This is a genomic window from Kitasatospora sp. NPDC087314, assembly GCF_044744365.1.
Lineage (GTDB): Bacteria > Actinomycetota > Actinomycetes > Streptomycetales > Streptomycetaceae > Kitasatospora.
On the sequence record NZ_JBIUYE010000003.1, the window covers coordinates 286,730 to 307,072 of the forward strand.

General features: G+C 72.1%; 18 protein-coding genes and 3 pseudogenes. 7 read left to right on the forward strand and 14 right to left on the reverse strand.

Annotation, left to right across the window (positions count from 1 at the left end):
* Positions 1–149: 149 nt before the first annotated feature.
* From ACIO5E_RS07800 to ACIO5E_RS07830, 7 genes and pseudogenes are all read right to left on the reverse strand, one after another.
* Positions 150–1,127, reverse strand: coding sequence for an NAD(P)H-quinone oxidoreductase (locus ACIO5E_RS07800; protein WP_400664859.1), 978 nt, complete (start codon positions 1,125–1,127; stop codon positions 150–152).
* Between the two features lie 48 nt (positions 1,128–1,175).
* Positions 1,176–2,222, reverse strand: a complete 1,047-nt coding sequence (locus ACIO5E_RS07805) for a potassium channel family protein (RefSeq protein ID WP_400664860.1) — start codon at positions 2,220–2,222, stop codon at positions 1,176–1,178.
* 91 nt (positions 2,223–2,313) lie between these two features.
* Positions 2,314–3,555 (reverse strand): molybdopterin molybdotransferase MoeA, encoded by a 1,242-nt coding sequence (locus ACIO5E_RS07810; RefSeq protein WP_400664861.1) that lies wholly within the window; start codon positions 3,553–3,555, stop codon positions 2,314–2,316.
* Positions 3,552–3,833, reverse strand: a pseudogene (locus tag ACIO5E_RS07815) (DUF6457 domain-containing protein); the annotation flags it as partial. The gene ACIO5E_RS07810 and the pseudogene ACIO5E_RS07815, both read right to left, overlap by 4 nt.
* 114 nt (positions 3,834–3,947) lie before the next feature.
* Positions 3,948–4,517, reverse strand: a pseudogene (locus ACIO5E_RS07820) (molybdenum cofactor guanylyltransferase); the annotation flags it as partial.
* Between the two features lie 16 nt (positions 4,518–4,533).
* Positions 4,534–5,502 (reverse strand): MBL fold metallo-hydrolase, encoded by a 969-nt coding sequence (locus ACIO5E_RS07825; protein ID WP_400664863.1) that lies wholly within the window; start codon positions 5,500–5,502, stop codon positions 4,534–4,536.
* Positions 5,503–5,624: 122 nt separating this feature from the next.
* Positions 5,625–6,260 carry an FMN-dependent NADH-azoreductase gene (locus ACIO5E_RS07830; RefSeq protein WP_400664865.1) on the reverse strand — a complete coding sequence of 212 codons (636 nt, stop codon included), beginning with the start codon at positions 6,258–6,260 and terminating at the stop codon, positions 5,625–5,627.
* 107 nt (positions 6,261–6,367) lie between these two features.
* On the opposite strand from ACIO5E_RS07830, the gene ACIO5E_RS07835 reads away from it, so the two are divergent.
* Positions 6,368–6,763, forward strand: coding sequence for a winged helix-turn-helix transcriptional regulator (locus ACIO5E_RS07835; RefSeq protein WP_400664866.1), 396 nt, complete (start codon positions 6,368–6,370; stop codon positions 6,761–6,763).
* A 115-nt stretch (positions 6,764–6,878) separates the two neighbouring features.
* On the opposite strand, the gene ACIO5E_RS07840 is transcribed toward ACIO5E_RS07835, so the two are convergent.
* Positions 6,879–7,643 carry a polyprenol monophosphomannose synthase gene (locus tag ACIO5E_RS07840; RefSeq protein WP_280673845.1) on the reverse strand — a complete coding sequence of 255 codons (765 nt, stop codon included), beginning with the start codon at positions 7,641–7,643 and terminating at the stop codon, positions 6,879–6,881.
* Between the two features lie 328 nt (positions 7,644–7,971).
* Here ACIO5E_RS07840 and manA point away from each other — a divergent pair, with 328 nt between their 5' ends.
* Both manA and ACIO5E_RS07850 read left to right on the forward strand, forming a co-directional pair.
* Positions 7,972–9,162 (forward strand): mannose-6-phosphate isomerase, class I, encoded by a 1,191-nt coding sequence (gene manA, locus ACIO5E_RS07845; RefSeq protein WP_400664868.1) that lies wholly within the window; start codon positions 7,972–7,974, stop codon positions 9,160–9,162.
* Positions 9,163–9,530: 368 nt separating this feature from the next.
* On the forward strand, positions 9,531–10,736 hold the full coding sequence (locus tag ACIO5E_RS07850) for an alpha/beta hydrolase family protein (protein WP_400664870.1): 1,206 nt from the start codon (positions 9,531–9,533) through the stop codon (positions 10,734–10,736).
* A gap of 28 nt (positions 10,737–10,764) precedes the next feature.
* On the opposite strand, the gene ACIO5E_RS07855 is transcribed toward ACIO5E_RS07850, so the two are convergent.
* Positions 10,765–11,172, reverse strand: a complete 408-nt coding sequence (locus tag ACIO5E_RS07855) for a transposase (RefSeq protein ID WP_400665344.1) — start codon at positions 11,170–11,172, stop codon at positions 10,765–10,767.
* A 44-nt stretch (positions 11,173–11,216) separates the two neighbouring features.
* On the opposite strand from ACIO5E_RS07855, the gene ACIO5E_RS07860 reads away from it, so the two are divergent.
* Positions 11,217–11,393, forward strand: coding sequence for a hypothetical protein (locus ACIO5E_RS07860; protein WP_400664871.1), 177 nt, complete (start codon positions 11,217–11,219; stop codon positions 11,391–11,393).
* 540 nt (positions 11,394–11,933) lie between these two features.
* Here the strand turns inward: ACIO5E_RS07860 and ACIO5E_RS07865 are convergent.
* Positions 11,934–12,590 (reverse strand): class I SAM-dependent methyltransferase, encoded by a 657-nt coding sequence (locus ACIO5E_RS07865; RefSeq protein WP_400664873.1) that lies wholly within the window; start codon positions 12,588–12,590, stop codon positions 11,934–11,936.
* Between the two features lie 554 nt (positions 12,591–13,144).
* Positions 13,145–13,394 (reverse strand): annotated as a pseudogene (locus ACIO5E_RS07870) (ATP-binding cassette domain-containing protein); the annotation flags it as partial.
* A gap of 43 nt (positions 13,395–13,437) precedes the next feature.
* Between ACIO5E_RS07870 and ACIO5E_RS07875 the strand changes: the two are divergent.
* Both ACIO5E_RS07875 and ACIO5E_RS07880 read left to right on the forward strand, forming a co-directional pair.
* Positions 13,438–14,736: a sensor histidine kinase gene (locus ACIO5E_RS07875; protein ID WP_400664875.1), complete on the forward strand. Its 1,299-nt coding sequence runs from the start codon at positions 13,438–13,440 to the stop codon at positions 14,734–14,736.
* A complete protein-coding gene (locus tag ACIO5E_RS07880) occupies positions 14,733–15,419 on the forward strand; it encodes a response regulator (RefSeq protein ID WP_400664876.1) in 687 nt (228 codons plus the stop codon). The genes ACIO5E_RS07875 and ACIO5E_RS07880 overlap by 4 nt, the downstream gene beginning before the upstream one ends.
* A 643-nt stretch (positions 15,420–16,062) precedes the next feature.
* Here ACIO5E_RS07880 and dnaB read toward each other — a convergent pair.
* Positions 16,063–17,715, reverse strand: coding sequence for a replicative DNA helicase (dnaB, locus tag ACIO5E_RS07885; RefSeq protein ID WP_400664877.1), 1,653 nt, complete (start codon positions 17,713–17,715; stop codon positions 16,063–16,065).
* A 452-nt stretch (positions 17,716–18,167) separates the two neighbouring features.
* Here dnaB and ACIO5E_RS07890 point away from each other — a divergent pair, with 452 nt between their 5' ends.
* Positions 18,168–19,508 carry an MATE family efflux transporter gene (locus ACIO5E_RS07890; RefSeq protein ID WP_400664878.1) on the forward strand — a complete coding sequence of 447 codons (1,341 nt, stop codon included), beginning with the start codon at positions 18,168–18,170 and terminating at the stop codon, positions 19,506–19,508.
* A gap of 68 nt (positions 19,509–19,576) precedes the next feature.
* Here the strand turns inward: ACIO5E_RS07890 and rplI are convergent, their stop codons facing one another.
* Positions 19,577–20,023 carry a 50S ribosomal protein L9 gene (gene rplI / locus ACIO5E_RS07895; RefSeq protein ID WP_280673856.1) on the reverse strand — a complete coding sequence of 149 codons (447 nt, stop codon included), beginning with the start codon at positions 20,021–20,023 and terminating at the stop codon, positions 19,577–19,579.
* Between the two features lie 17 nt (positions 20,024–20,040).
* Positions 20,041–20,277: a 30S ribosomal protein S18 gene (gene rpsR, locus ACIO5E_RS07900; protein ID WP_030304537.1), complete on the reverse strand. Its 237-nt coding sequence runs from the start codon at positions 20,275–20,277 to the stop codon at positions 20,041–20,043.
* Positions 20,278–20,343 lie beyond the last annotated feature (66 nt).

The window sequence follows — 20,343 nt, forward strand, 5'->3', positions numbered from 1 at the left end:
CGACGGCCGACCGCCCGCGGGCGGGTCGGCGGCGGGACAGCTCGGGACCAGCCTCACACATTCGGCCAATGAGAGCATTTCGGACCATTCGCACCAGGCCCCGGCCCTCAGCACTCAGGCCTCAGCCTCAGGCCTCAAACCCGCAGCACTCAGGCCCGCAGCACGACCTTGCCGACCTGCTCCCCCGCCGCCAGCACCCGGTGCCCCTCCCCGGCGTCAGTCAGCGGCAGCACCCGGTCGACCACCGGCTTCACCACCCCGGACTCGACCAGCGGCCACACGTGCTCGCGCACCGCCGCCACGATCGCCGCCTTCTCCGCCAGCGGACGCCCGCGCAGGTTGGTGGCGATCACCGCGGCGCGCTTGCGCAGCAGCGCGTTGAGGTCGAGTTCGCCCTTCACGCCGCCCTGCAGCCCGATGATCACCAGCCGCCCGTTGACCGCCAGCGCGTCCACGTTCCGCTGCAGGTACTTGGCGCCCATGATGTCCAGGATCACGTCCACCCCGGTCCCGCCGGTGGCCTCCTTGACCACCTCGACGAAGTCCTGCTCGCGGTAGTCGATCGCGATGTCCGCGCCGAGTTCGGTGCACCGGGCCAGCTTCTCGGCGCTGCCCGCGGTGACCGCGACCCGCGCGCCGACCGCCTTGGCCAGCTGGATCGCCATGGTCCCGATGCCGCTCGCGCCACCGTGCAGCAGCACCGTCTCGCCGGGCCGCAGGTGGGCGGTGAGGAACACGTTGGACCACACCGTGCAGGCGACCTCGGGCAGCGCGGCGGCCTCCTCGAAGCCCAGGCCCTTGGGCAGCGGCAGCAGTTGCCCGGTCGGCACCGCGACGCGCTGCGCGTACCCGCCGCCGGCCAGCAGCGCGCACACCTCGTCGCCGACCGCCCAACCGGACACGCCCGCCCCGAGGGCGACGATCCGCCCGGCGCACTCCAGCCCGGGGTAGGGCGAGGCGCCGGGCGGCGGGTTGTAGTTGCCCTGCCGCTGGAGCAGGTCGGCACGGTTGACGGCGGTGGCCGCCACCTCGACCAGGACCTCGCCCTCGCCGGGCACCGGGTCGGGCACCTCGGCCCACACGAGCGCCTCGGGACCGCCGGGTACGGGAATCGTCATCGCATACATGCCTCGAACCTACTGCGCGTCAGGGCGCGGCGGCGGGCAAGGCCCGCGTCAGCCGGTCGACTTGATCACGATCACCCGGTCGGTGAGCTGGAGCGCGGCGGCCTCGGGCTCGGTGTAGTTGAGCACCCGCCGGCCACGGACCACCGCGACCACCAGGTCCTCGCACGCGCGCGGGCTGTGCCCGGCCTCGGCCCGGGTGACGGGGCGCTCGACCACGTCCAGGCCGTGGCCGTAGGTGAGCAGGTCCTCCATCACGGCGCCGGCGTGCGGGCTGAGCATCGACAGGCCGAGCAGCCGCCCGGCCGAGCTGGAGCTGGTGACGACGACGTCGGCGCCGCTCTGCCGCAGCAGCGGGGCGTTCTCGTCCTCCCGGACGGCCGCGACGACGGTGGCGCCCTTGTTCAGCTGGCGCGCCGTCAGGGCGATCAGGACGGCGGTGTCGTCCCGTTCGGGCGCGATCACGACCCGGGCCGCGGTGGGCAGGGCGGCGCGCAGCAGGGTGTCGGTGCGGGTGGCGTCGCCGACCACGCCGACCAGGCCGTGCCGGGCGGCCTGCTCGATCACCTTGCGCTGCGGGTCGACGACGACGATCTCCTCCTTCTTCACGCCCTGTCCGAGCAGGGTGTCGACGGCGCTGCGGCCCTTGGTGCCGTACCCGATGACGACGGTGTGCTCGCGCACGGTGGACCTCCAGCGGTTCAACCGCCACTGCTGGCGGGTGCGTTCGGTGAGCACCTCCAAGGTGGTGCCGACCAGGATGATCAGGAACACCACGCGCAGCGGGGTGATCACGAAGATGTTGGTGAGCCGGGCGCCGTCGCTGTACGGGGTGATGTCGCCGTACCCGGTGGTGGAGAGCGTCACGGTGGCGTAGTACGCCGCGTCCAGGAAACTGAGCCCGCCGCCCGCGTTGTCGTTGTAGCCGTCCCGGTCGACGTAGACGACCAGCGTGGTGGCGACCAGCACGGCGAGCGCCAGCAGCAGCCGCGAGCCGACCTGCCGCCCGGCGGGCGCGGTCCGGCGGGCGGGCAGCACGATGCCGGCGTCCGCCCACGGCTCGCTGCCCGGGGCGGCCACCCGTCGCAGCCTGCTCATCCGCCCACCTCTCCCCCGGCCGTCGGCCACGGGTACCCCCGCCGTCCGGCGGCCGCTCCGCACGACACCTGCGCCCCGACGGTTCGCCCGTTCACGGCGCCTCCAGCAGTTCGACGGGCTCGCCGGCCGCCGCGCCGCCGGGCGGGACCACGGCGAGCGCCTCGGCCCGGGCGAGGCCGCGCAGCATCGCGGGCCCGTCGAAGGCGAGCGGCACGACGCCGTCGGCGGTGCGCCGGACGGGCAGCAGCCGGGTGTCCACCGGGTGCCCGGGCAGTCCGACCGCGGCGGGCGCGAGGGCCGGCGAGGAGGCGGACCGGCCGCTGCGGGCGTGCAGCAGCGGCAGGGCGAGGGTGACCGCCCCGGCGACGGCGGCCAGCGGGTTGCCGGGCAGGCCCACCAGGTGCCGCCCGCCCGGGGAGGCCTCGGCCGACGGGATTCCGGTGGGCGGGAGTTCGGCCAGCAGCATCGGGTGTCCGGGGCGGACGGCCACACCGTCCACCAGGAGCCGGGCACCGGCCTCGGCGAGTGCCCGGTGCAGGAAGTCGACCGGGCCGGCCGCCGTTCCGCCGGTGGTGACGACGACGTCGGCGGTGGAGTGCCGCAGTGCGTCCCGGAGCAGCCCGAAGTCGTCCCGGACGAACCGGACTTCGGCCACCTCGGCGCCGGCCGTCCGCAACCAGGGCGGCAGCAGCGGCCCGAGCGCGTCCCGGACCAGGCCCGGCCCGGGGACGCCCGAGGCGAGCAACTCGTCGCCGAGGACGAGCAGTTCGACCACCGGGCGGCGGCGGACGGCGAGCCGGTCGTGGCCGCAGGCGGCGGCCAGCCCGAGCACGGCCGGGCCGACCGGGAGGCCACCGGGCAGCAACACCTCGCCGCGGCGGCACTCCTGGCCGCGCGGACGGACGTCCTGGCCGGTGGTCAGCGACTGGTGGCCACGCTCGTGCAGCAACGTGCCGTCCGTCCGGCCGCGCTCGCGGCGCAGTACGGCGGTGGCGCCGGACGGCAGTTGGGCGCCGGTGGCGATCTCGACGGCCATGCCGTCGGCCAGCGGCGCGGCCTCGGCCCGGCCGGCCAGCACCCGCCCGGCGACCCGCCAGGGACCGGGCCCGGCGACCGCCCAGCCGTCCATCGCGGAGGTGTCGAAGGCCGGCAGGTCGGTCAGCGCGGTGAGCGGCTCGGCGAGGGTGCGGCCGAGCGTCTCGGCGAGCGGCAGCCCGATCGCGGGCAACGGGCGCAGCCCGGCCCGGCGGGCGGCCTCGCGGGCCTGCGGCCAGCTCAGCACGCCCGGTCCGGTCGACGGGGCGGCCACGGTGGTCTGCCCGACGGCGCTCACGGCTCGCCCGGCCCGGCGGCGGCGCTCCAGCGCTCGGCGAGCGCGGCGGTCCGGCGGGCGGCCTCGGCCACGGCCTCAGGCCCGCCGCCCTGCTGGGCGGCCGCGTAGCCGATCAGAAAGGCGGTCAGCGGTGCGGCCGGGCGGGCCACTCCGTGCGCGACCACCCGGGTGAGGTCGAGCAGTCCCCGGACGTCGACGTCCAGGTCGATGCCCAGGTCGGCCCTCACCTCGGCGATCCAGTCTTCCAGCGTGCGCTCCATGCGCCCATGCTGCCTGATCGGCGGTTTCCCCGAGGTGTTCGCCCCATGTGCAGCGCGCGTCGTTTCCCGCACGGGCTCCCGCCCGGGCCGTGCGGGAGCCCGTGCGGGAGCGCCCAAGCGCTAGGACCGGTCGCGCTCCCGGGCCTGTTCGAGGTCCTCCCAGGTGTCGCAGTCGTAGGCGACGTTGTCGGTGTCGGCCACCAGCAGGCGGGCCAGGCCGCCGGTGAGGCGGCGCAGCGGGAGGCCGGCCGGTTCGCCGATGGCGGCCAGCGCGGTGCGCAGCGGGGCGGTGCGGTAGGCGGCGGCGAGCGGCTGGTCGCGCCCGCCGGCGTCGACCAGGACGGCGGCGTCGACGGCCGGTCCGGCCTCGGCGAGGGCGGTGGCCAACCGGTCGACCGTCCGCCGGTCCAGGAACGGCAGGTCGGCGGCGAGGAGCAGCACGGTCGGCGCGGTGACCAGGTCGAGACCGGCCGCGACGGCGGCGACCGGCCCGCCCCCGGGCGGCTGCTCCCTGGTCCAGCGGACGCCGGTGCGCGTGGTCGGCCGGGTGGGGCCGACCACGACGGTGCTGCCGGCGCCCGCGCAGGCGGCGAGCACCCGGTCGAGCAGGGTGGTCTCGCCCACGCTCAGTCCGGGTTTGTCGGTCCCGCCGAGGCGCCGGGCGGCCCCGCCCGCCGGGACGATCACGTCGTACGGCGTCATGCGGCCAGTATCCGCCCTACTCGGCTTCGTCCTTCTCGGCGCCCTCGGGGCCCTCGGGGCCCTCGGCCCCCGTGGCCGCCGTGGGCTCCTCGGCGGCCTCCGCCGCCCGCCCGGTGTTGGCCGCGGCGCCCAGTTCCAGGATGGCCGGCAGCGTCAGCTCCCCGTACCGCTCGTTCATCGCGGTGACCAGCGCCTCCGGGTCGTCCGGGTGCTCGGCCAGCAGCCGGTCGAAGTCCTGGAGGTACTCGCCGGTGAAGGCGAGCACCCGGGCGGCCTCGTCGCCCTGTTCGGGGGCGCGGTGGCCGGCGATGACCCGGTCGACGCCGAGCTCGGCGATCCGGCCGAGGTTGTGGCCCCAGGTGGTGCGCTGGGCCGGGGTGGTGTCGGCGGTCCAGACGTGGGTGCCGTTGTAGGCGAAGTCCCCGGCGATCACGGTCCGGATGCTCGGCACGTGGACGACCGTCGAATCGCCGCAGTCGCCCTGGCCGAGCAGCAGCACGGGGATGACCTGGCGGTCGAGCATGAGCGGCTGCGGCAGCAGTGGGGCGGGGATCAGCGGGTGGTCCGGGATGTCGTCGCCGTAGACCGGCTTCCACTGGGCGACCTTGGCGGCGGCGGTGCGCCGGATGCCGTCCACCACGACGGGTGCGGCCAGCAGCCGGGCGTCGGGGAAGAGCTTCAGCACCTCCTCGGCGCCGAAGTAGTGGTCGGGGTGCTGGTGGGTGACGACGATGGCGAGCAGTCGGCGGCCCTTGCCGGCCACCCATTCGGCGAGTTCGCGGCCGGCGCTGCGGGTGAGCTGGGCGTCGACCAGGATCGCGGTCTGCTCGCCGAGGATCAGGGTGGAGGTGGCGAAGAAGGCCGATTCGGGGCCGGTGAAGACGGCGACCTCCAGCGGGCGGGCGGGCTGCCCGGCGGCCGGGGCGGCGGCCTCGGCGCCCGTACGCTCCGCGCCGGCGCCCTCCTCGGGCGGGGACGACGTCACTGGCTGCTCCCTCTGGTCGGCGGTCGGACTTCCTGCGCCCTACAGCATGGGAGCACCGGCGGCCGATTGCGCGGAAGGCGCGCCCGGCGGGGCGCGCCTTCCGGCTCAGGTCACATCGGGGCTCAGACGGCCGCCGTCTTGGCCCTGTGGGCGGCCTGCTCCAGGGCCTGGGCCTTGGACTCGGCGGCCTGGGGCACGAAGTCGGACAGCGCGGGGACGATCGGCGCCAGGGTGAACTCGGGGACGATGAAGTCGACCTCCAGCCCGAGCATGCCGGTCAGCACCTTCTCCAGGTAGGTGGTGACGAACTCGTACGGCTCGCGCGGGGCGCCGGGCGCGTAGGAGCCGCCGCGTGCGGCGACGACGGTCACCGGGGTGCCCTTGGCGGAGGGGGCGTCGCCTGCGGTGCGGCCGACCAGGATCACCTGGTCCAGCCAGGCCTTGAGGCTGGACGGGATCGTGAAGTTGTACATCGGGCTGCCGATGACGACGGCGTCGGCCTGCTCCAGCTCGGCCATCAGCTGCTCGCGCAGGGCGAAGGCGGCGGTCTGCTCGGCGCTGCGGCCCTCGGCCGGGACGTACGAGGCGGAGATGCCGTGGACGTCCAGGTGCGGTACCTGCTCGACGGCGAGGTCGCGGTAGACGACCGTGCCCTCGGGGTGCTCGGCCTGCCAGGCGGCCCGGAAGGCCGCGGTGACCTCGCGGGAGACGGAGCCGTCGGCGACGGCGGAGGAGTCGATGTGCAGAAGCGTGGGCATGACGGAACCTCCATAGGATTAGCAGCTGCTCTTTCCTCCGCAGCTGCAACTACCGTAGCAGCTTACTTTTCTGCAGTCACTATGGAAGGGTCGGGTACGCTGGAGCCATGTCCGAGCAAGAGCTAGCGACCGACCGGCTCCAGGGCCCGCCCGGGGTGCCCACGGGACACTGTGCGGCCGCCTCCCCCGCCCTGACCCGGGTCTTCGCGCTGCTCGGCAAGCGCTGGTCCGGCATCGTGGTCGCCGTGCTCAGCCACGGGCCGGCCTACTTCTCCGAGCTGCGCCGCACCATCCCCGGCATCAGCGAACGGATGCTCTCCGACCGGCTCACCGAGCTCGCCGACGCCGGGCTGGTCCTGCGCGAGGTCGACGCCGGCCCGCCGCTGCGGGTCAGCTACCGCCTCACCGAGGCCGGCGTCGCGCTGAAGCCCTCGCTCACCGAACTCGCCCTCTGGGCCGACCGGCACCTGCCGGAGCGCCCACTGCCCCCGGGCGGCTGCTGATCCTGCCGCGCAGGCGCGCGCACCACGCGCGAAGCCGCCCGGAGAGCGTCCGAGCGCGCAAACGCCCGGGGCCCGTCCGTTCTCGCAACGGACGGGCCCCGGGCGTACGGGAAGCTCAGCGCCTGGCGGCGCCACGCAGGCGGGCCAGCCGGTCGGCGACGCCCCAGGCGGTCACCCGCCACAGCGCCTCGACCACGATGTTGCGGCTCATCTTGGACGCGCCCAGCTCGCGCTCGACGAAGGTGATCGGTACCTCGGCCACCTTGAACCCGGCCTTCACCGTGCGCCAGGCCAGGTCGACCTGGAAGCAGTACCCGGCCGAGGCGACCTCGTCCATGCCCAGGCCCTGCAGGGTCTCCTTGCGGAAGGCCCGGTAACCGCCGGTGACGTCCCGGATCGGCACGCCCAGCATCAGCCGCGAGTAGGTCGAGCCGCCGCGGGAGAGCAGCAACCGCGACTTCGGCCAGTTCACCACCCGGCCGCCCGGCACCCAGCGCGAGCCCAGCACCAGGTCGGCGCCGCGCAGCGCGCCCAGCAGCCGGTCCAGCTCCTCGGGCTGGTGCGAGCCGTCCGCGTCCATCTCGACCAGGACGTCGTAGCCGTTGTCGATGCCCCAGCGGAAGCCCGCGAGGTAGGCGGCGCCCAGGCCCTCCTTGCCCTTGCGGTGCATGACGTGCACGTTCGGGTCCTCGGCGGACAGCTTGTCGGCCAGCTCGCCGGTGCCGTCGGGGCTGTTGTCGTCGGCGACCAGCACATGGGCCTCGGGCACCGCGGCCCGCACCCGGCCGACGATCCGCTCGACGTTCTCCGCCTCGTTGTAGGTCGGAATGATCACCAGGACCCTGCCGAGATCAGCAAAACTCTGCTGGTTCACGGTCACGTACAAACCTCTCGGCCGATGACGGGGAGTGTCAGAACACCGTCGCCCGCACTCTGGAACGCGGCTCCGCCGGCAGCCCGCCGACGGGATGACCACGGTGGAATCTGCTGCGCAGGGCGGAGACTACTGCGTCCTGGCATCCTACTACCGCGCCCGGGAACCACCGGTCCGGCCAGGGCACTCCCCTCCGGCACCGGCCGTTTCCCCGGTGGCGGCACCGGTCGGCTAGGGTCGATGCCCTTGCCTGTGCCCGGACCCCCGCACCGCCGGGCCCGCTGCCCGGCGATCCGGCACACCCGCCACCCAGCGAAGGAGTAGGACCGCGCGCATGGACAGGCTCGTCAACACCGTCCGCCCGTACGCCTGGGGGTCGCCGACCGCCCTGCCCGACCTGCTCGGGCAGGAGCCGACCGGCGAACCGCAGGCCGAGCTGTGGATGGGCGCCCACCCCGGCGACCCGTCCCGCGCCGACCGCGGCGACGGGCCCCGCCGGCTGGACGAGCTGATCGCCGCCGATCCCGAGGGCGAGCTCGGCGCCGCGACCGTCGCCCGGTTCGGCCCGACCCTGCCGTTCCTCTTCAAGGTCCTGGCCGCGGGCATCCCGCTGTCCATCCAGGCCCACCCCACGCTCGACCAGGCCCGCGCCGGGTTCGCCGCCGAGAACGCCCTCGGCATCCCGCTGGACGCCCCCGAGCGGAGCTACCGCGACGCCAACCACAAGCCCGAAATGGTCTGCGCGCTGGGCGAGTTCGAGGGCCTGTGCGGGTTCCGCCGGCCCGCCGAGGCGGCCGGGCTGATGGCCGGGCTCGCAGTGCCCGGGCTCGCCCCGCTGATCGATCTGCTGGCCGTCGAGGACGAGTCCGCGGCACTGCGCGGCACGCTGGCCGCCATCCTCACCATGGACGGGAAGGCCGCCGAGGAGACCGTCCGGGAGACGGCCGAGGCGCTGGCCGGCACCGACCCGGAGGGGGTCTACGGGCCGTACGCCCGGATCGCCAAGGACTTCGCGCAGGACCGCGGCCTGATCGCAGGACTGCTGCTCAACCACTTCCGGCTGCGGGCCGGCGAGGCGCTCTACCTGGGCGCCGGGGTGCCGCACGCCTACCTGGCGGGCGTCTGCGTCGAGCTGCAGGCCAACTCCGACAACGTCCTGCGGGCCGGCCTCACCCCCAAGCACATCGACGTCCCCGAGCTGCTGAAGGTCGTGATCTTCGAGGCCGGCGCCCCCGAGGTGCTGCACCCGGCCGTCGTCGAGGGCACCCCCGGCGAGGAGCTCTACCCCGTCCCGATCGACGAGTTCCGGCTCTCCCGCTTCACCCTGGACGGCCGGGACCGCGAGATCGACGGCCGCACCCCGCAGATCCTGCTCTGCACCGCCGGCACCGCCCGGCTCACCGGCGCCGACGGCACCAGCCTGGACCTCGCCCGCGGCCGGTCGGCCTTCCTCCCCGCCACCGGCACCCCCACCCGCCTCTCCGGCACCGGCACGACCCTGTTCCGCGCCACCGTGACCGTCTGACCGCACCCGCCCGGCGGCCCCGGCACGACAGGATCTGCGAACACCTGCGCACCGCCGGCCTGGGCGCCCTGGCCGACCTCGAAACCAGCCGGTGACGAACGATCTAGTGCAGCGCCGCGTTGATCCTTCGGGGGTTCATGCGGCTTTGAGCGGGCTGCCGTCGTAGGTCCAGCGGTAGGGCTTGGCGTCGCGTTCGTCGTAGGCCAAGACGAAGGTGGCGCTCGACGATGTCGGCGAAGGGAACCCCACGCCGCACGACATACTCCCGGCGGATTACTCCGGTACCTCCCGGGGGCTACGAACGACACCAGAATGCTTACATCCATGGGCTGATTCGATACGGAGCTGCGGATCCTAGCGTCGATCCCATGAAACGCAATCGCCGTATCAGCGCTGTCGCGGTGCTGGCGCTCGCCGCCCTCGTCACCGGAACCGGCGCCGGGTTCGCCGCCACGACCACACCGTCGGCCACACCGGTGGCCACGCACGCGTTCGACACCGCACCGGCCGCGGCCACCGCGCCCACGCGGACCTTCCACGGCACGCTCCCCGCGCCGACCGGCCCCTACGCCGCCGGCGAGGAGATCATCCACCTCACCGACACGAGCCGCCTCGACCCGTGGGTGCCGTCGTCCGGCCCCCGCCAACTGACCGTCACGATGGTCTACCCCGCCGTCCCCGGGACCGGGACCCCGGCCCCTTACATGACCGTCGCCGAGGCAGCCGGAATCACCGAGCGCCGGAAGTTGCCGGCGAGCACCGGCGTCACCCCGCAGACCCTTTCCAGCGTCACCACTCACGCCTTCGACGGCGCGCGGCCGCAACGCGGCAAGCATCCGCTGGTGGTCCTCTCAGCCGCGTCCGAGAACCCGCGCATGATGCTCACCTCGCTCGCGACCGACCTGGCCAGTCACGGCTACGTCGTCGCGCTCGTCGGCCACACCTACGAGGACAGCGGCGAGACGCTGGCGAACGGCCAGACGCCGCCGTGCGCGATCTGCGACCACCCGGAAACGATCGACTTCGACGCCGAAGCTGTCAGCCGCGGGCGGGACGTGTCCTTCGTGATCGACCAGTTGACGCACGGCAACACCGCGTGGCGCCTGGCACACCTCATCGACAAGCACGAGATCGGCATGGCCGGACACTCCCTCGGCGGAGCGGCGGCGGCCGCCACGATGATCGCCGACCCGCGTGTACGGGCCGGAGTGGACATGGACGGCACCTTCCACCCGCTCCCGATGCCCGGCCAGATCAACCGGCCCTTCCTCATGCTGGGTAGCGACGGCCACACGCCCGGCAGCGGCGACGGCATCGTGGGGCGGGCCTGGGCCGCCCTCGGCGGCTACAAGAAGTGGCTGACGGTCACCGGCGCCGACCACTTCAGCTTCTCCGACCTGGACGTGCTTCAGGAGCAGGCCGGGTTCCCGGCGGGGCCCCTCTCCCCGGAACGCGGGGTGGTGATCACCCGCGAGTACGTGACGGCGTTCTTCGACCAGACGCTGAAGGGGATCCACAGTCCGCTGCTGGACGGCCCCTCACCGAACAATCCGGAAGTAACCTTCCAGTCCTAGTGCAGCGCCGCGTTGATCCTTCGGGGGTTCATGCGGCTTTGAGCGGGCTGCCGTCGTAGGTCCGGCGGTAGGGCTTGACGTCGTGTTCGTCGTAGGCCAAGACGACGGTGTCGATGGCCGCGGCCAGTTCGTCGCGGGAGGCGAACTGGCCGCGGCGTAGTAGACGTCGGGTCAGGGTGGAGAAGAACAGCGCGACTTGGTTGAGCCAGCCGGCGTGTTCGGGGGTGTGGTGGATGTTGAAGCGGGGACGGGTGGCCAGCCAGGCCTTCGTCTTCTTCGCAACGTGGGATGAGCCGTTGTCCATGACCAGGTGGATGCTGGTGCCGGCGGGGATGGACTCGTTGAGTTGGCGTAGGAAGCCGATGAAGGTGTCGGCGTTGTTGCGGTCGATGCGCTCGGTGAGGACTTGGCCGGTGTGGACGTTGGCGGGCCGGATACGCCTACATCGACGCCGTCATCAACGGCGACGACGAAGACGACTTGCAACTGTGCAGGCTCAAGGACACCGGCCACCCCGAGATGCGGGGCTTCGCTCTGTTCACCTACAGCAACGAACGCTACGAGGACAACATCCTGCCCACGGGCCTGTCCTTCGGAAGCCCCGAAGACGCCCTCGACTGCGCCGTCGGCCTCTACCTCGGCGACCCCGCCAGCTGACCGGCAACCCCCGAAGGATCAACGCGGCGCTGCACTAGGACTCCAGCCGGACTTCTCCATTCCCGCTGGTCAACGGTCTGGGAGTGGGGAGTGTAGCCGGGCGGGGGCGGGTGTGGGGCGGTCTTGGCCGCCCCGTCCCGCCAACGGGTGACCCCTGCGCGTGTAGTGGCAACGCTGCGGGCAGTCAGCCCTCGTGAACGATGCACCAACCAGCCTGTGGGAAAAAGAACTTGGCGATCTGCTCTTGCGTCGAAAGACCTGTGCCGCGCGCTGGACCTGGGCTTCGAACCGTCCAAGATCGAAGGCATGCGGTCCAAGCTCAAACGCCTGACCGCCGCCAGCCTCGTTGCCGAAGACGAACCGGGCTTGTTCGCCCTGCCGCGCCCCCGCCCCGGCGGCTGACCCCTGACCAGCCCGCCTCACCCAACACCAACGACGAAGCGGGCATCACGGTACGTCACGCCCTCTGAAGCGCATTCGGGAGGACCGGTGGGCTCCACCACGGCCGTCGCCGTCGTCGGTGGTGGGTACCGGCAGCTGTCAGCGGCCCCCTGACCCTCCCGGTCGGCATGGCGCCAGCTGGGCGTAGTAGGAGAACGGCGGGCCGATCAGCCGGGTCACGTGGAGCCCCACAGCATTGGCATGGCGAGCCAGGGTGGCGCGCCGCACCTGGTGCCGGTCGAAGAACTCGCCCACCACGATCCTCCCGGTCGGCTTGACCACCCGCTTCAGCTCCGTCAGCGTCACCTCCGGCTGCGGGATCTCGCCCAGGGCCGTCACCAGGTAGGCGGCGTCGAACACGGAGTCCTCGAACGGCAGGTGGTGGGCGTCCGCCTGGGTCGGCGCGACGTTGGTGAGGCCGCGCTGTGCGGCCCGGCTCATCACGTGGTCGAGCATCTCCTGCTGGATATCGACGATATCCAGTCGACCGTCAGGGCCCAGTTGCGGGGCGGTCTGCAGAGCCTGCAGGCCCGTACCCGGTCCGACCTCCAGGACCCGCTCGCCATGGCGCAACTCCAGCATCGAATCGAGCCGCCCCTGGCTGAGCAGCGGCAAGGGCAGATCGAGCAGCCAGCGCTGCGCGTACGGATAGGGGGCGGAGTCCAACATCCACCAGGACAAAGCCGCAGTGCCGGCCGCCGCCGCGGTCAACCCCCATCGCGCTCCGGGCCGACCGAGCGCAGTACGAAGATTCATGATCGAGGGTCCTCTGTTTTCCAGTGATCGACGGTTGGTGTCGGAACTCGGAGCGGTCGCCAGGCGACGACCGCACAGACCACCGCAAGCGGCAGTTCGCCGAAGCACGCCATGGCCAGCGCCACGGCGAAATCGCGGCCAGGCCCCGCTGTCATCAGGTCGAACCAGGAGTCGACCAGCAACAGCATCGACGTGGCCGCGGCAGACAGGACCCGTCGGAGATCGCCACGAGCTGCCAGGACCCCGGTGGCGATGAAGCCGAGCGCCTCCATGACGTCCAACCCGGCCCAGGCGGCCGACCAATCCGCAGCAGTCGCCGTGGACGGCAGGGCGATGCAGAGCACGAACGCCCAGGCGAGTACTGCGACTCCGCAGCCGATGAGCGCCAACTCAGGCCACCGGCAAGGAAAACGGCGCCGATGCTGCGCGGGCTGCCTGCCCGCAACGGCGCTGTCGTGACTCGAATCGGACTGCGCCTTCGCCGCTGACCGGTCGATGACGCTCATGGTTTCTCCTCGCCGTACTGGTGGCCCTTCGCGTCCTCCAGCCTGCGAGCGGTACTTCGCCGATCCGGCCTCACCAAGCTGATCGACGCGCGTGCCCTCGACGGTGACACTGCCGCTGGAGGGCTTGTCCAAACCGGCGATCAGGTTCAGCAGCGTGGACTTCCCACTGCCGGAATGGCCGAGGATCGCCACACAATCACCGGACGCCACGGAAAAGGGTCACACCGGCCAGCGCGGGCGGGCCGTCATCGTATTTCTTCGTCGCCTCGCGGACGTCGATCATCGGTGCGTTCGTCATGTCCACGAACCTACGAACAGAGCGTGATCCGTCGCGTCGGCCGGTGGATGTCACCGTTCCCCAGGCCGTCGGCCCGGGGGTGTACCCCGCGTACATCCCCGGGGCGACGCGCGGAGCCGACGCCGCTGAATACGATCTCCGTATGGAAGAGCTTCTCCAGCGTCTCTCGACATCGAAGCGCGTGACCTGGCTGACGGACCAGGCCGTGGTGCTGGCCACCGCCTGCTTCTACGCGGTGATGCTCTGCTGGTCGATCGCTCAGGTTCGGGACCACGACGGCCTGTTCCGGTTTCCCGACCTCGGGCCCTTCCAGCTGATGGGTCTGTGCGTCGTGCTCGCCCTTCCGGTTCTGCTGATGCGCCGTCTGCCGGCGGCGGTCTTCGCGATGATCCTGGGCGAATCGGTCCTCGGCGACATCTTCGGCGTGCGGCCCTGGATCGTGTTCGTCCTGCTCGTCGTCTTGGGCGGGCACCTCGCCGTCCGGCGGCCGAAGGCTGCCGCCGTCGGCTCCGTCGCGGCCGTCGCGGCCGCGTTCGTCGAGAACATCCGCGTCTACCCCGGGGAGACGGTCAGCGACGCGGCCCAGTGGGCCGGGCAGTTCGCGTTGTGGTTCGCGGTCGCGTGGGTCTTCGGGGGGGTGTATCGCAAACGCCGTGAATACCTCGGAGCCCTGCACGAGCAGAGGGCGGCCCGCGCCGTCGTCACCGAGCGGCTGCGGATCGCCCGCGAACTGCACGACAGCGTCGCGCACAGCATCGGGATCATCACGGTGCTGTCGGGAGCGGCGGCGCGGGTCGTGGACACCAAGCCCGAGCAGACGCGGCAGGCGCTGACCGGCATCGAGTCCACCAGCCGCCAGACGCTGCTCGAGCTGCAGCGCATGCTCGGGGCGCTCCGCCGCGCCGAGCCGGACGACGCCATGCCGGGGGCCGCTCCGCTGGCGCCGGCCGGCAGCCTGGCCGATATCCCGCGGCTCGCCGAACGCACGGCCGACGCCGGGGTGCGGGTCCACGTGGCCTGGCGGGGCGAGCGGCGTCTGCTGCCGCCGGAGATCGAGCTGTCGGCGTTCCGGATCGTCCAGGAGTCGGTGACGAACGTGGTGCGGCATTCCGGTGCGCGGACGTGCCGGGTCGCGGTGGGTTACGAGCCGACAGGAGTGACGATCGAGGTGGTGGACGACGGGGACGACGGTCCCGGCCGTCCGAGGCCCTCGGCGGCGGCCGGCGGGAGCGGCTTCGGCCTGCTCGGCATGCGCGAGCGGGTGTCGCTGCTGTCCGGCCAGTTCAGCGCGGGCCGGCGTCCGGAGGGCGGATTCCGGGTGGCGGCGAGGTTCCCGGCATGAGCGTGCGGGTGCTGCTGGTCGATGACCAGCCGCTGATGCTGGTCGGGCTCGGGATCCTGATCGGCGGCACCGACGACCTGGAGGTGGTCGGCGAGGCCGGCGACGGCCGCGAGGCGGTGCGCCTGGTGCGTGAGCTGCGGCCGGACGTCGTGGTGATGGACATCCGGATGCCGGGCATGGACGGGATCGAGGCGACCCGGCAGGCGACCGCCGAGCCGGACCCGCCCAAGGTGCTGGTGCTGACGACCTTCGACGACGACGAGTACGTCTACGGCGCACTGCGCGCCGGCGCCAGCGGATTCCTGCTCAAGAGCATGGCCCTGGACGCGATCCTGGACGCGATCCGCGTGGTGGCGGCCGGCGACGCGTTGATCGCGCCGAGCGTCACCCGACGGCTGATCGCCGACTTCGCCGGAACCTCCGCCACCCCCGCGGCCCCCGCACCGGACACCGAGCCCGCCCAGGACTCACGTCTCATCGCAGAGATCACCGACCGGGAGCGCGAGGTGCTGGCACTGGTCGGACAGGGACTGTCGAACGCTGAGATAGCCGAGCGGTTGGTGATCAGCGCGGCGACGGCGAAGACCCATGTCGCGCGTCTGTTCGCCAAGCTCGAGGCCCGGGACCGCGTCCACCTGGCGATCATCGCCTACGAGAACGGACTCACGCCGGGTAGACGGTAGGGCAGGGTGAGAAGAACGATCGCCGACCACGAGTTCGCCGCGTTCGCCAGATGCGCGAGCTCACCCACCTGGCCGCGGCCTCTCAACCCCGATCGTGAACCAGCCGTCGGCGAGTTTGCGCAGCCAGCCGCGGTCGGCGAGCTTGGTCGGTTGTGCGCGAAGCGGCTCCAGCTTGCCCCGGACGCCGACAGGAAGGCCGAGTATCTCGCCGACCCGACGGACCGTGACCGGCCGAAGAGCTCGTAGTCCGGCGGGAGCGCGTCGGGGCCGGAGCCACCACGAACCGCCCTGACGGACGATCTACACCACAGACACCCGCCCACGACCAGTACGAATACCCACGAACCCTGACACACCAGCACGCTGACCAGCCACTTCGAGATGGTGGATCTTCAGTGGCCTCAAATTGACCATCAACCGTGAGACTTGGCCACGAAATCTGACCTCCCCTCCAGTCAGACGTCTCCGCCGTGTGTATTCATGGCTCGGCCACGCACGCGGACGACAGCCGGGGCGGTCTTGTACACGAAGGGGAACTACTCGCTGGCGAGGCATGAATCCCATGCCCCTGTCCTATTGGCCACACGATGGACATCACCGGTGGGAAAAGGACAGGGCATCCGGGATCCCACACCGACAAGCCCTAGTCGCGGGTCATGTCGACGAAGCGGGAGTAGTGGCCCTGGAAGGCCACCGTGATGGTGGCGGTGGGGCCGTTACGGTGCTTGGCGACGATCAGGTCGGCCTCGCCGGCGCGCGGGGACTCCTTCTCGTAGGCGTCCTCACGGTGGAGCAGGATGACCATGTCGGCGTCCTGCTCGATCGAGCCGGACTCGCGCAGGTCGGAGACCATCGGCCGCTTGTCGGTGCGCTGCTCGGGGCCACGGTTCAGCTGGGAGAGCGCGATGACCGGGACTTCCAGCTCCTTGGCCAGCAGCTTCAGGTTTCGCGACATGTCGGAGACCTCCTGCTGGCGGTTCTCGGCCCGGCGGGAGCCGCCGGACTGCATCAGCTGGAGGTAGTCGATGACGACCAGCTTGATGTCGTTGCGCTGCTTGAGCCGGCGGCACTTGGCCCGGATCTCCATCATCGACAGGTTCGGGGAGTCGTCGATGAACAGCGGCGCCTCGCTGACGTCGGGCATCCGGCGGGCGACCCGGGTCCAGTCGTCGTCCGTCATGTTCCCGGAGCGCATGTGGTGCAGCGCGACCCTGGCCTCGGCGGACAGCAGGCGCATGGCGATCTCGTTGCGGCCCATTTCGAGCGAGAAGATCACGCTCGGCAGCTTGTGCTGGATCGAGCAGGCGCGGGCGAAGTCCAGCGCCAGGGTCGACTTGCCCATCGCGGGACGGGCCGCGATGACGATCATCTGGCCGGGGTGGAGGCCGTTGGTGAGCTGGTCGAAGTCGGCGAAGCCGGTCGGGACGCCGGACATCTGGCCGTTGCGGGAGCCGATCGCCTCGATCTCGTCGAGGGCGCCTTCCATGATGTCGGCGAGCGGCGCGTAGTCCTCGTTGGTGCGCTGCTCGGTGACGGCGTAGATCTCCGCCTGGGCGGCGTTGACGATCTCGTCCACGTCACCCTCGGCCGCGTAGCCCATGCCGGCGATCCGGGTGCCGGCCTCGACCAGCCGGCGCAGCACCGCGCGCTCGTGGACGATCTGGGCGTAGTACTCGGCGTTGGCGGCGGTCGGGACGGAGTTGACCAGGGTGTGCAGGTAGGAGGCGCCGCCGACGCGCTGCAGCTCGCCGCGCTTGGTCAGCTCGCCGGCCACGGTGATCGGGTCGGCCGGCTCCCCGCGGGCGTACAGGTCGAGGATCGCGCCGTGGACCATCTCGTGCGCGGGCCGGTAGTAGTCGGCCGGCTTGAGCACCTCGACCACGTCGGCGATGGCGTCCTTGGACAGCAGCATGCCGCCGAGGACGGACTGCTCGGCGGCGAGGTCCTGCGGGGGGACCCGCTCGAAGCCGTCCACGCCGCCCTGGCCCTCGTCGTCACCCCGGCGCTGCCAGCCGCCCTCACGCTGCGAACCGTCGCGCGGGGAGCCGTTCCGGCCGCCCTTGCCGCCCTGGGAGCCGCCGCCCTTCTGGAAACCGCCTTCGCGGCCTCCGCCGCCCTGGCCGCCACCCTGGCCACCGTTCTGGCCGGCGCGGCCGCGGGAGACCGGGAGCCGGTCGCCGGGCCCGTCCGGGAAGGGCGCGTCGTCGAAGGCGCCGGCCGGGAAGGGGTCCTCGGCGGTCTGCCAGTCCTCCTCCGGCGGCGGGGCGTCGTGGTCGTCGTACTGGGGGCCGGTCACGCGTGTTCCCCGATCAGCGAGTGGTGCGAGTTGGAGCGGGCCTTGCCGGTGGCTGGGTGGAACGGAGCCGCTCCTCTTTGTACGCCACGGCACCGACAAATCGGACGCCGGGGCGGGCGGGAGTGTCGGGCGGAGGGCCCACGCTAAGGCGCCGGGAGCCGTTCAGCCAAGACGGTTATCCACAGGGGGTGTGGACGAGCGGCCCTGGGCTGTGGAGAAGTGCCGCAAAGCTGTGGACACCCCTGTGGAAGGTCCTGTGGATAACCAGACCATCCGCCCACCGTCAACCCGCTGACCAGGTATTACCTCTTACCGGGCCTGTGCATGAGAAATTCTTCACACGCCGCCGGGTGGCTGTGGGCGCACAGCGGGCCGAGTGCGTCGCTCAAGAATTCGAGTAATGGCCAGATACCACTAGCAGTCATTACCTGTGGATGAGTAGCCTGGAGCCCATGACCGCCTCTCCCGCAGCCCCGACCCCCGCCAGACGCCGGCACGACCGGGAGATCCTCGCGCTGGCCGTTCCGGCCTTCGGAGCGCTGGTCGCCGAGCCGCTCTTCCTGATGGCCGACTCGGCGATCGTCGGCCACCTCGGCACCCCGCAGCTGGCCGGCGTGGGCGTCGCCGCCGCCGCACTCTCCACCGCGACCGGCGTGTTCGTCTTCCTCGCCTACGCCACCACCGCCGCGGTGGCCCGCCGGATCGGCGCCGGGGACCGCCGGGGCGCCGTCCAGCAGGGCGTCGACGGCATCTGGCTCGCCCTCGGCCTGGCCGTCCCGGTGGTGCTGCTCACCCTGCTGCTGGCCCCCTGGGCGGCCGACGTCCTGGGCGCCTCGCAGACCGCCGCCCCCTATGCAGTGACGTATCTGCGGATCAGCTCCCTGGGCATCCCCGCGATGCTCATGGTGATGGCCGCCACCGGCGTGCTGCGCGGACTCCAGGACACCCGCACGCCGCTGCTGGTGGCGATAGCGGGCTTCGCCGCCAACATCGGCCTGAACGCCGGCCTGGTGTACGGCGCCGGGCTCGGGGTGGCCGGCTCGGCCTGGGGCACCGTGCTGGCGCAGACCGGGATGGCCGCCGTCTACCTGGTCGTGGTGGTGCGCGGGGCACGGCGTGAGCACGCCTCGCTGCGGCCGGACGCGGCCGGCATCCGGGCCAGTGCGAAGGCGGGCGGTCCGCTGCTGGTCCGGACGGTCAGCCTGCGCGCGGTGCTGATGATCGCCACCGCGGTGGCCGCCCGACTGGGCGACGACCAGGTGGCCGCGCACCAGATCACCATGACGCTGTTCAGCTTCCTGGCCTTCGCACTGGACGCCATCGCGATCGCCGGCCAGGCGATCATCGGCCGCTACCTGGGCGCCTCGGACGCCCCGGGCGCCCGGGCCGCCACCCGCCGGATGGTCGAGTGGGGCATCGGCTCGGGCGTGCTGCTCGGCCTGCTGGTGGTGGTCGCGCGCCCGCTGTACGTCCCGCTGTTCACGCCCGATCCGGCGGTGCAGGGGCAGCTGGACACCGCCCTGCTGCTGCTCGCGCTCAGCCAGCCGGTCGCCGGACTGGTCTTCGTGCTGGACGGGGTGCTGATGGGCGCCGGGGACGGCCCCTACCTGGCCTGGGCCGCGCTCGCGACCCTGGCGGTGTTCACCCCGGCGGCCTTCGCGGTGCCGACCACCGGCACCGGGCTGGCCGGGCTGTGGTGGGCGATGAACCTGTTCATGCTGGTCCGCGCGGCCTTCCTGGTCGGACGGGCCCGCGGCGGCCGCTGGCTGGTCACCGGGGCCGTCCGGAGCTGAGGGCCCCGGAACACGACCGAGGGCCGGGCTCCCGGAGGAGCCCGGCCCTCAGGCCACTGCTACGGAACTCAGGCAGCGACGACGGCGACGTCGAGGTTGGCCTGGACGTCGGCGTGCAGCTTGACCGAGACCTTGTGGGTGCCCACGGTCTTGATCGGCGAACCGATCGCGACGGCGCGCTTGTCCACGGCCGGGCCGCCGGCGGCCTTGATGGCCTCCACGACGTCGGCCTGGGTCACCGAACCGAACAGACGGCCGGCGTCACCCGAGCGAACGGCCAGCTTGACCTGGACGCCCTCGAGCTTGCCCTTGACCTCGTTGGCGGCCTCAAGGGTCTGGATCTCGTGGATCTTGCGGGCGCGACGGATGGCGTCGACGTCCTTCTGGCCACCCTTGGTCCAGCGGATGGCGAAGCCACGCGGGACCAGGTAGTTGCGGGCGTAGCCGTCCTTGACCTCGACGACCTCGCCGGCGGAGCCGAGACCCGGCACCTCGTGCGTGAGGATGATCTTCATTACTTGGTCACCCTCTCTTAGCGCGCGGTGCTGGTGTAGGGCAGCAGCGCCATCTCACGGCTGTTCTTCACGGCCGTGGCGACGTCACGCTGGTGCTGGGTGCAGTTGCCGGTGACCCGGCGGGCACGGATCTTGCCACGGTCGGAGATGAACTTCCGCAGCAGGTTCGTGTCCTTGTAGTCAACGTAGTTGACCTTGTCCTTGCAGAAGACGCAAACCTTCTTCTTCGGCTTGCGAGCAGGCGGCTTCGCCATTGTGTGCTCCATTTGGGGTTCACGGCCCGGCGGGCGTCCTTCGACGCCGGCGGCCGGGCCGCACGA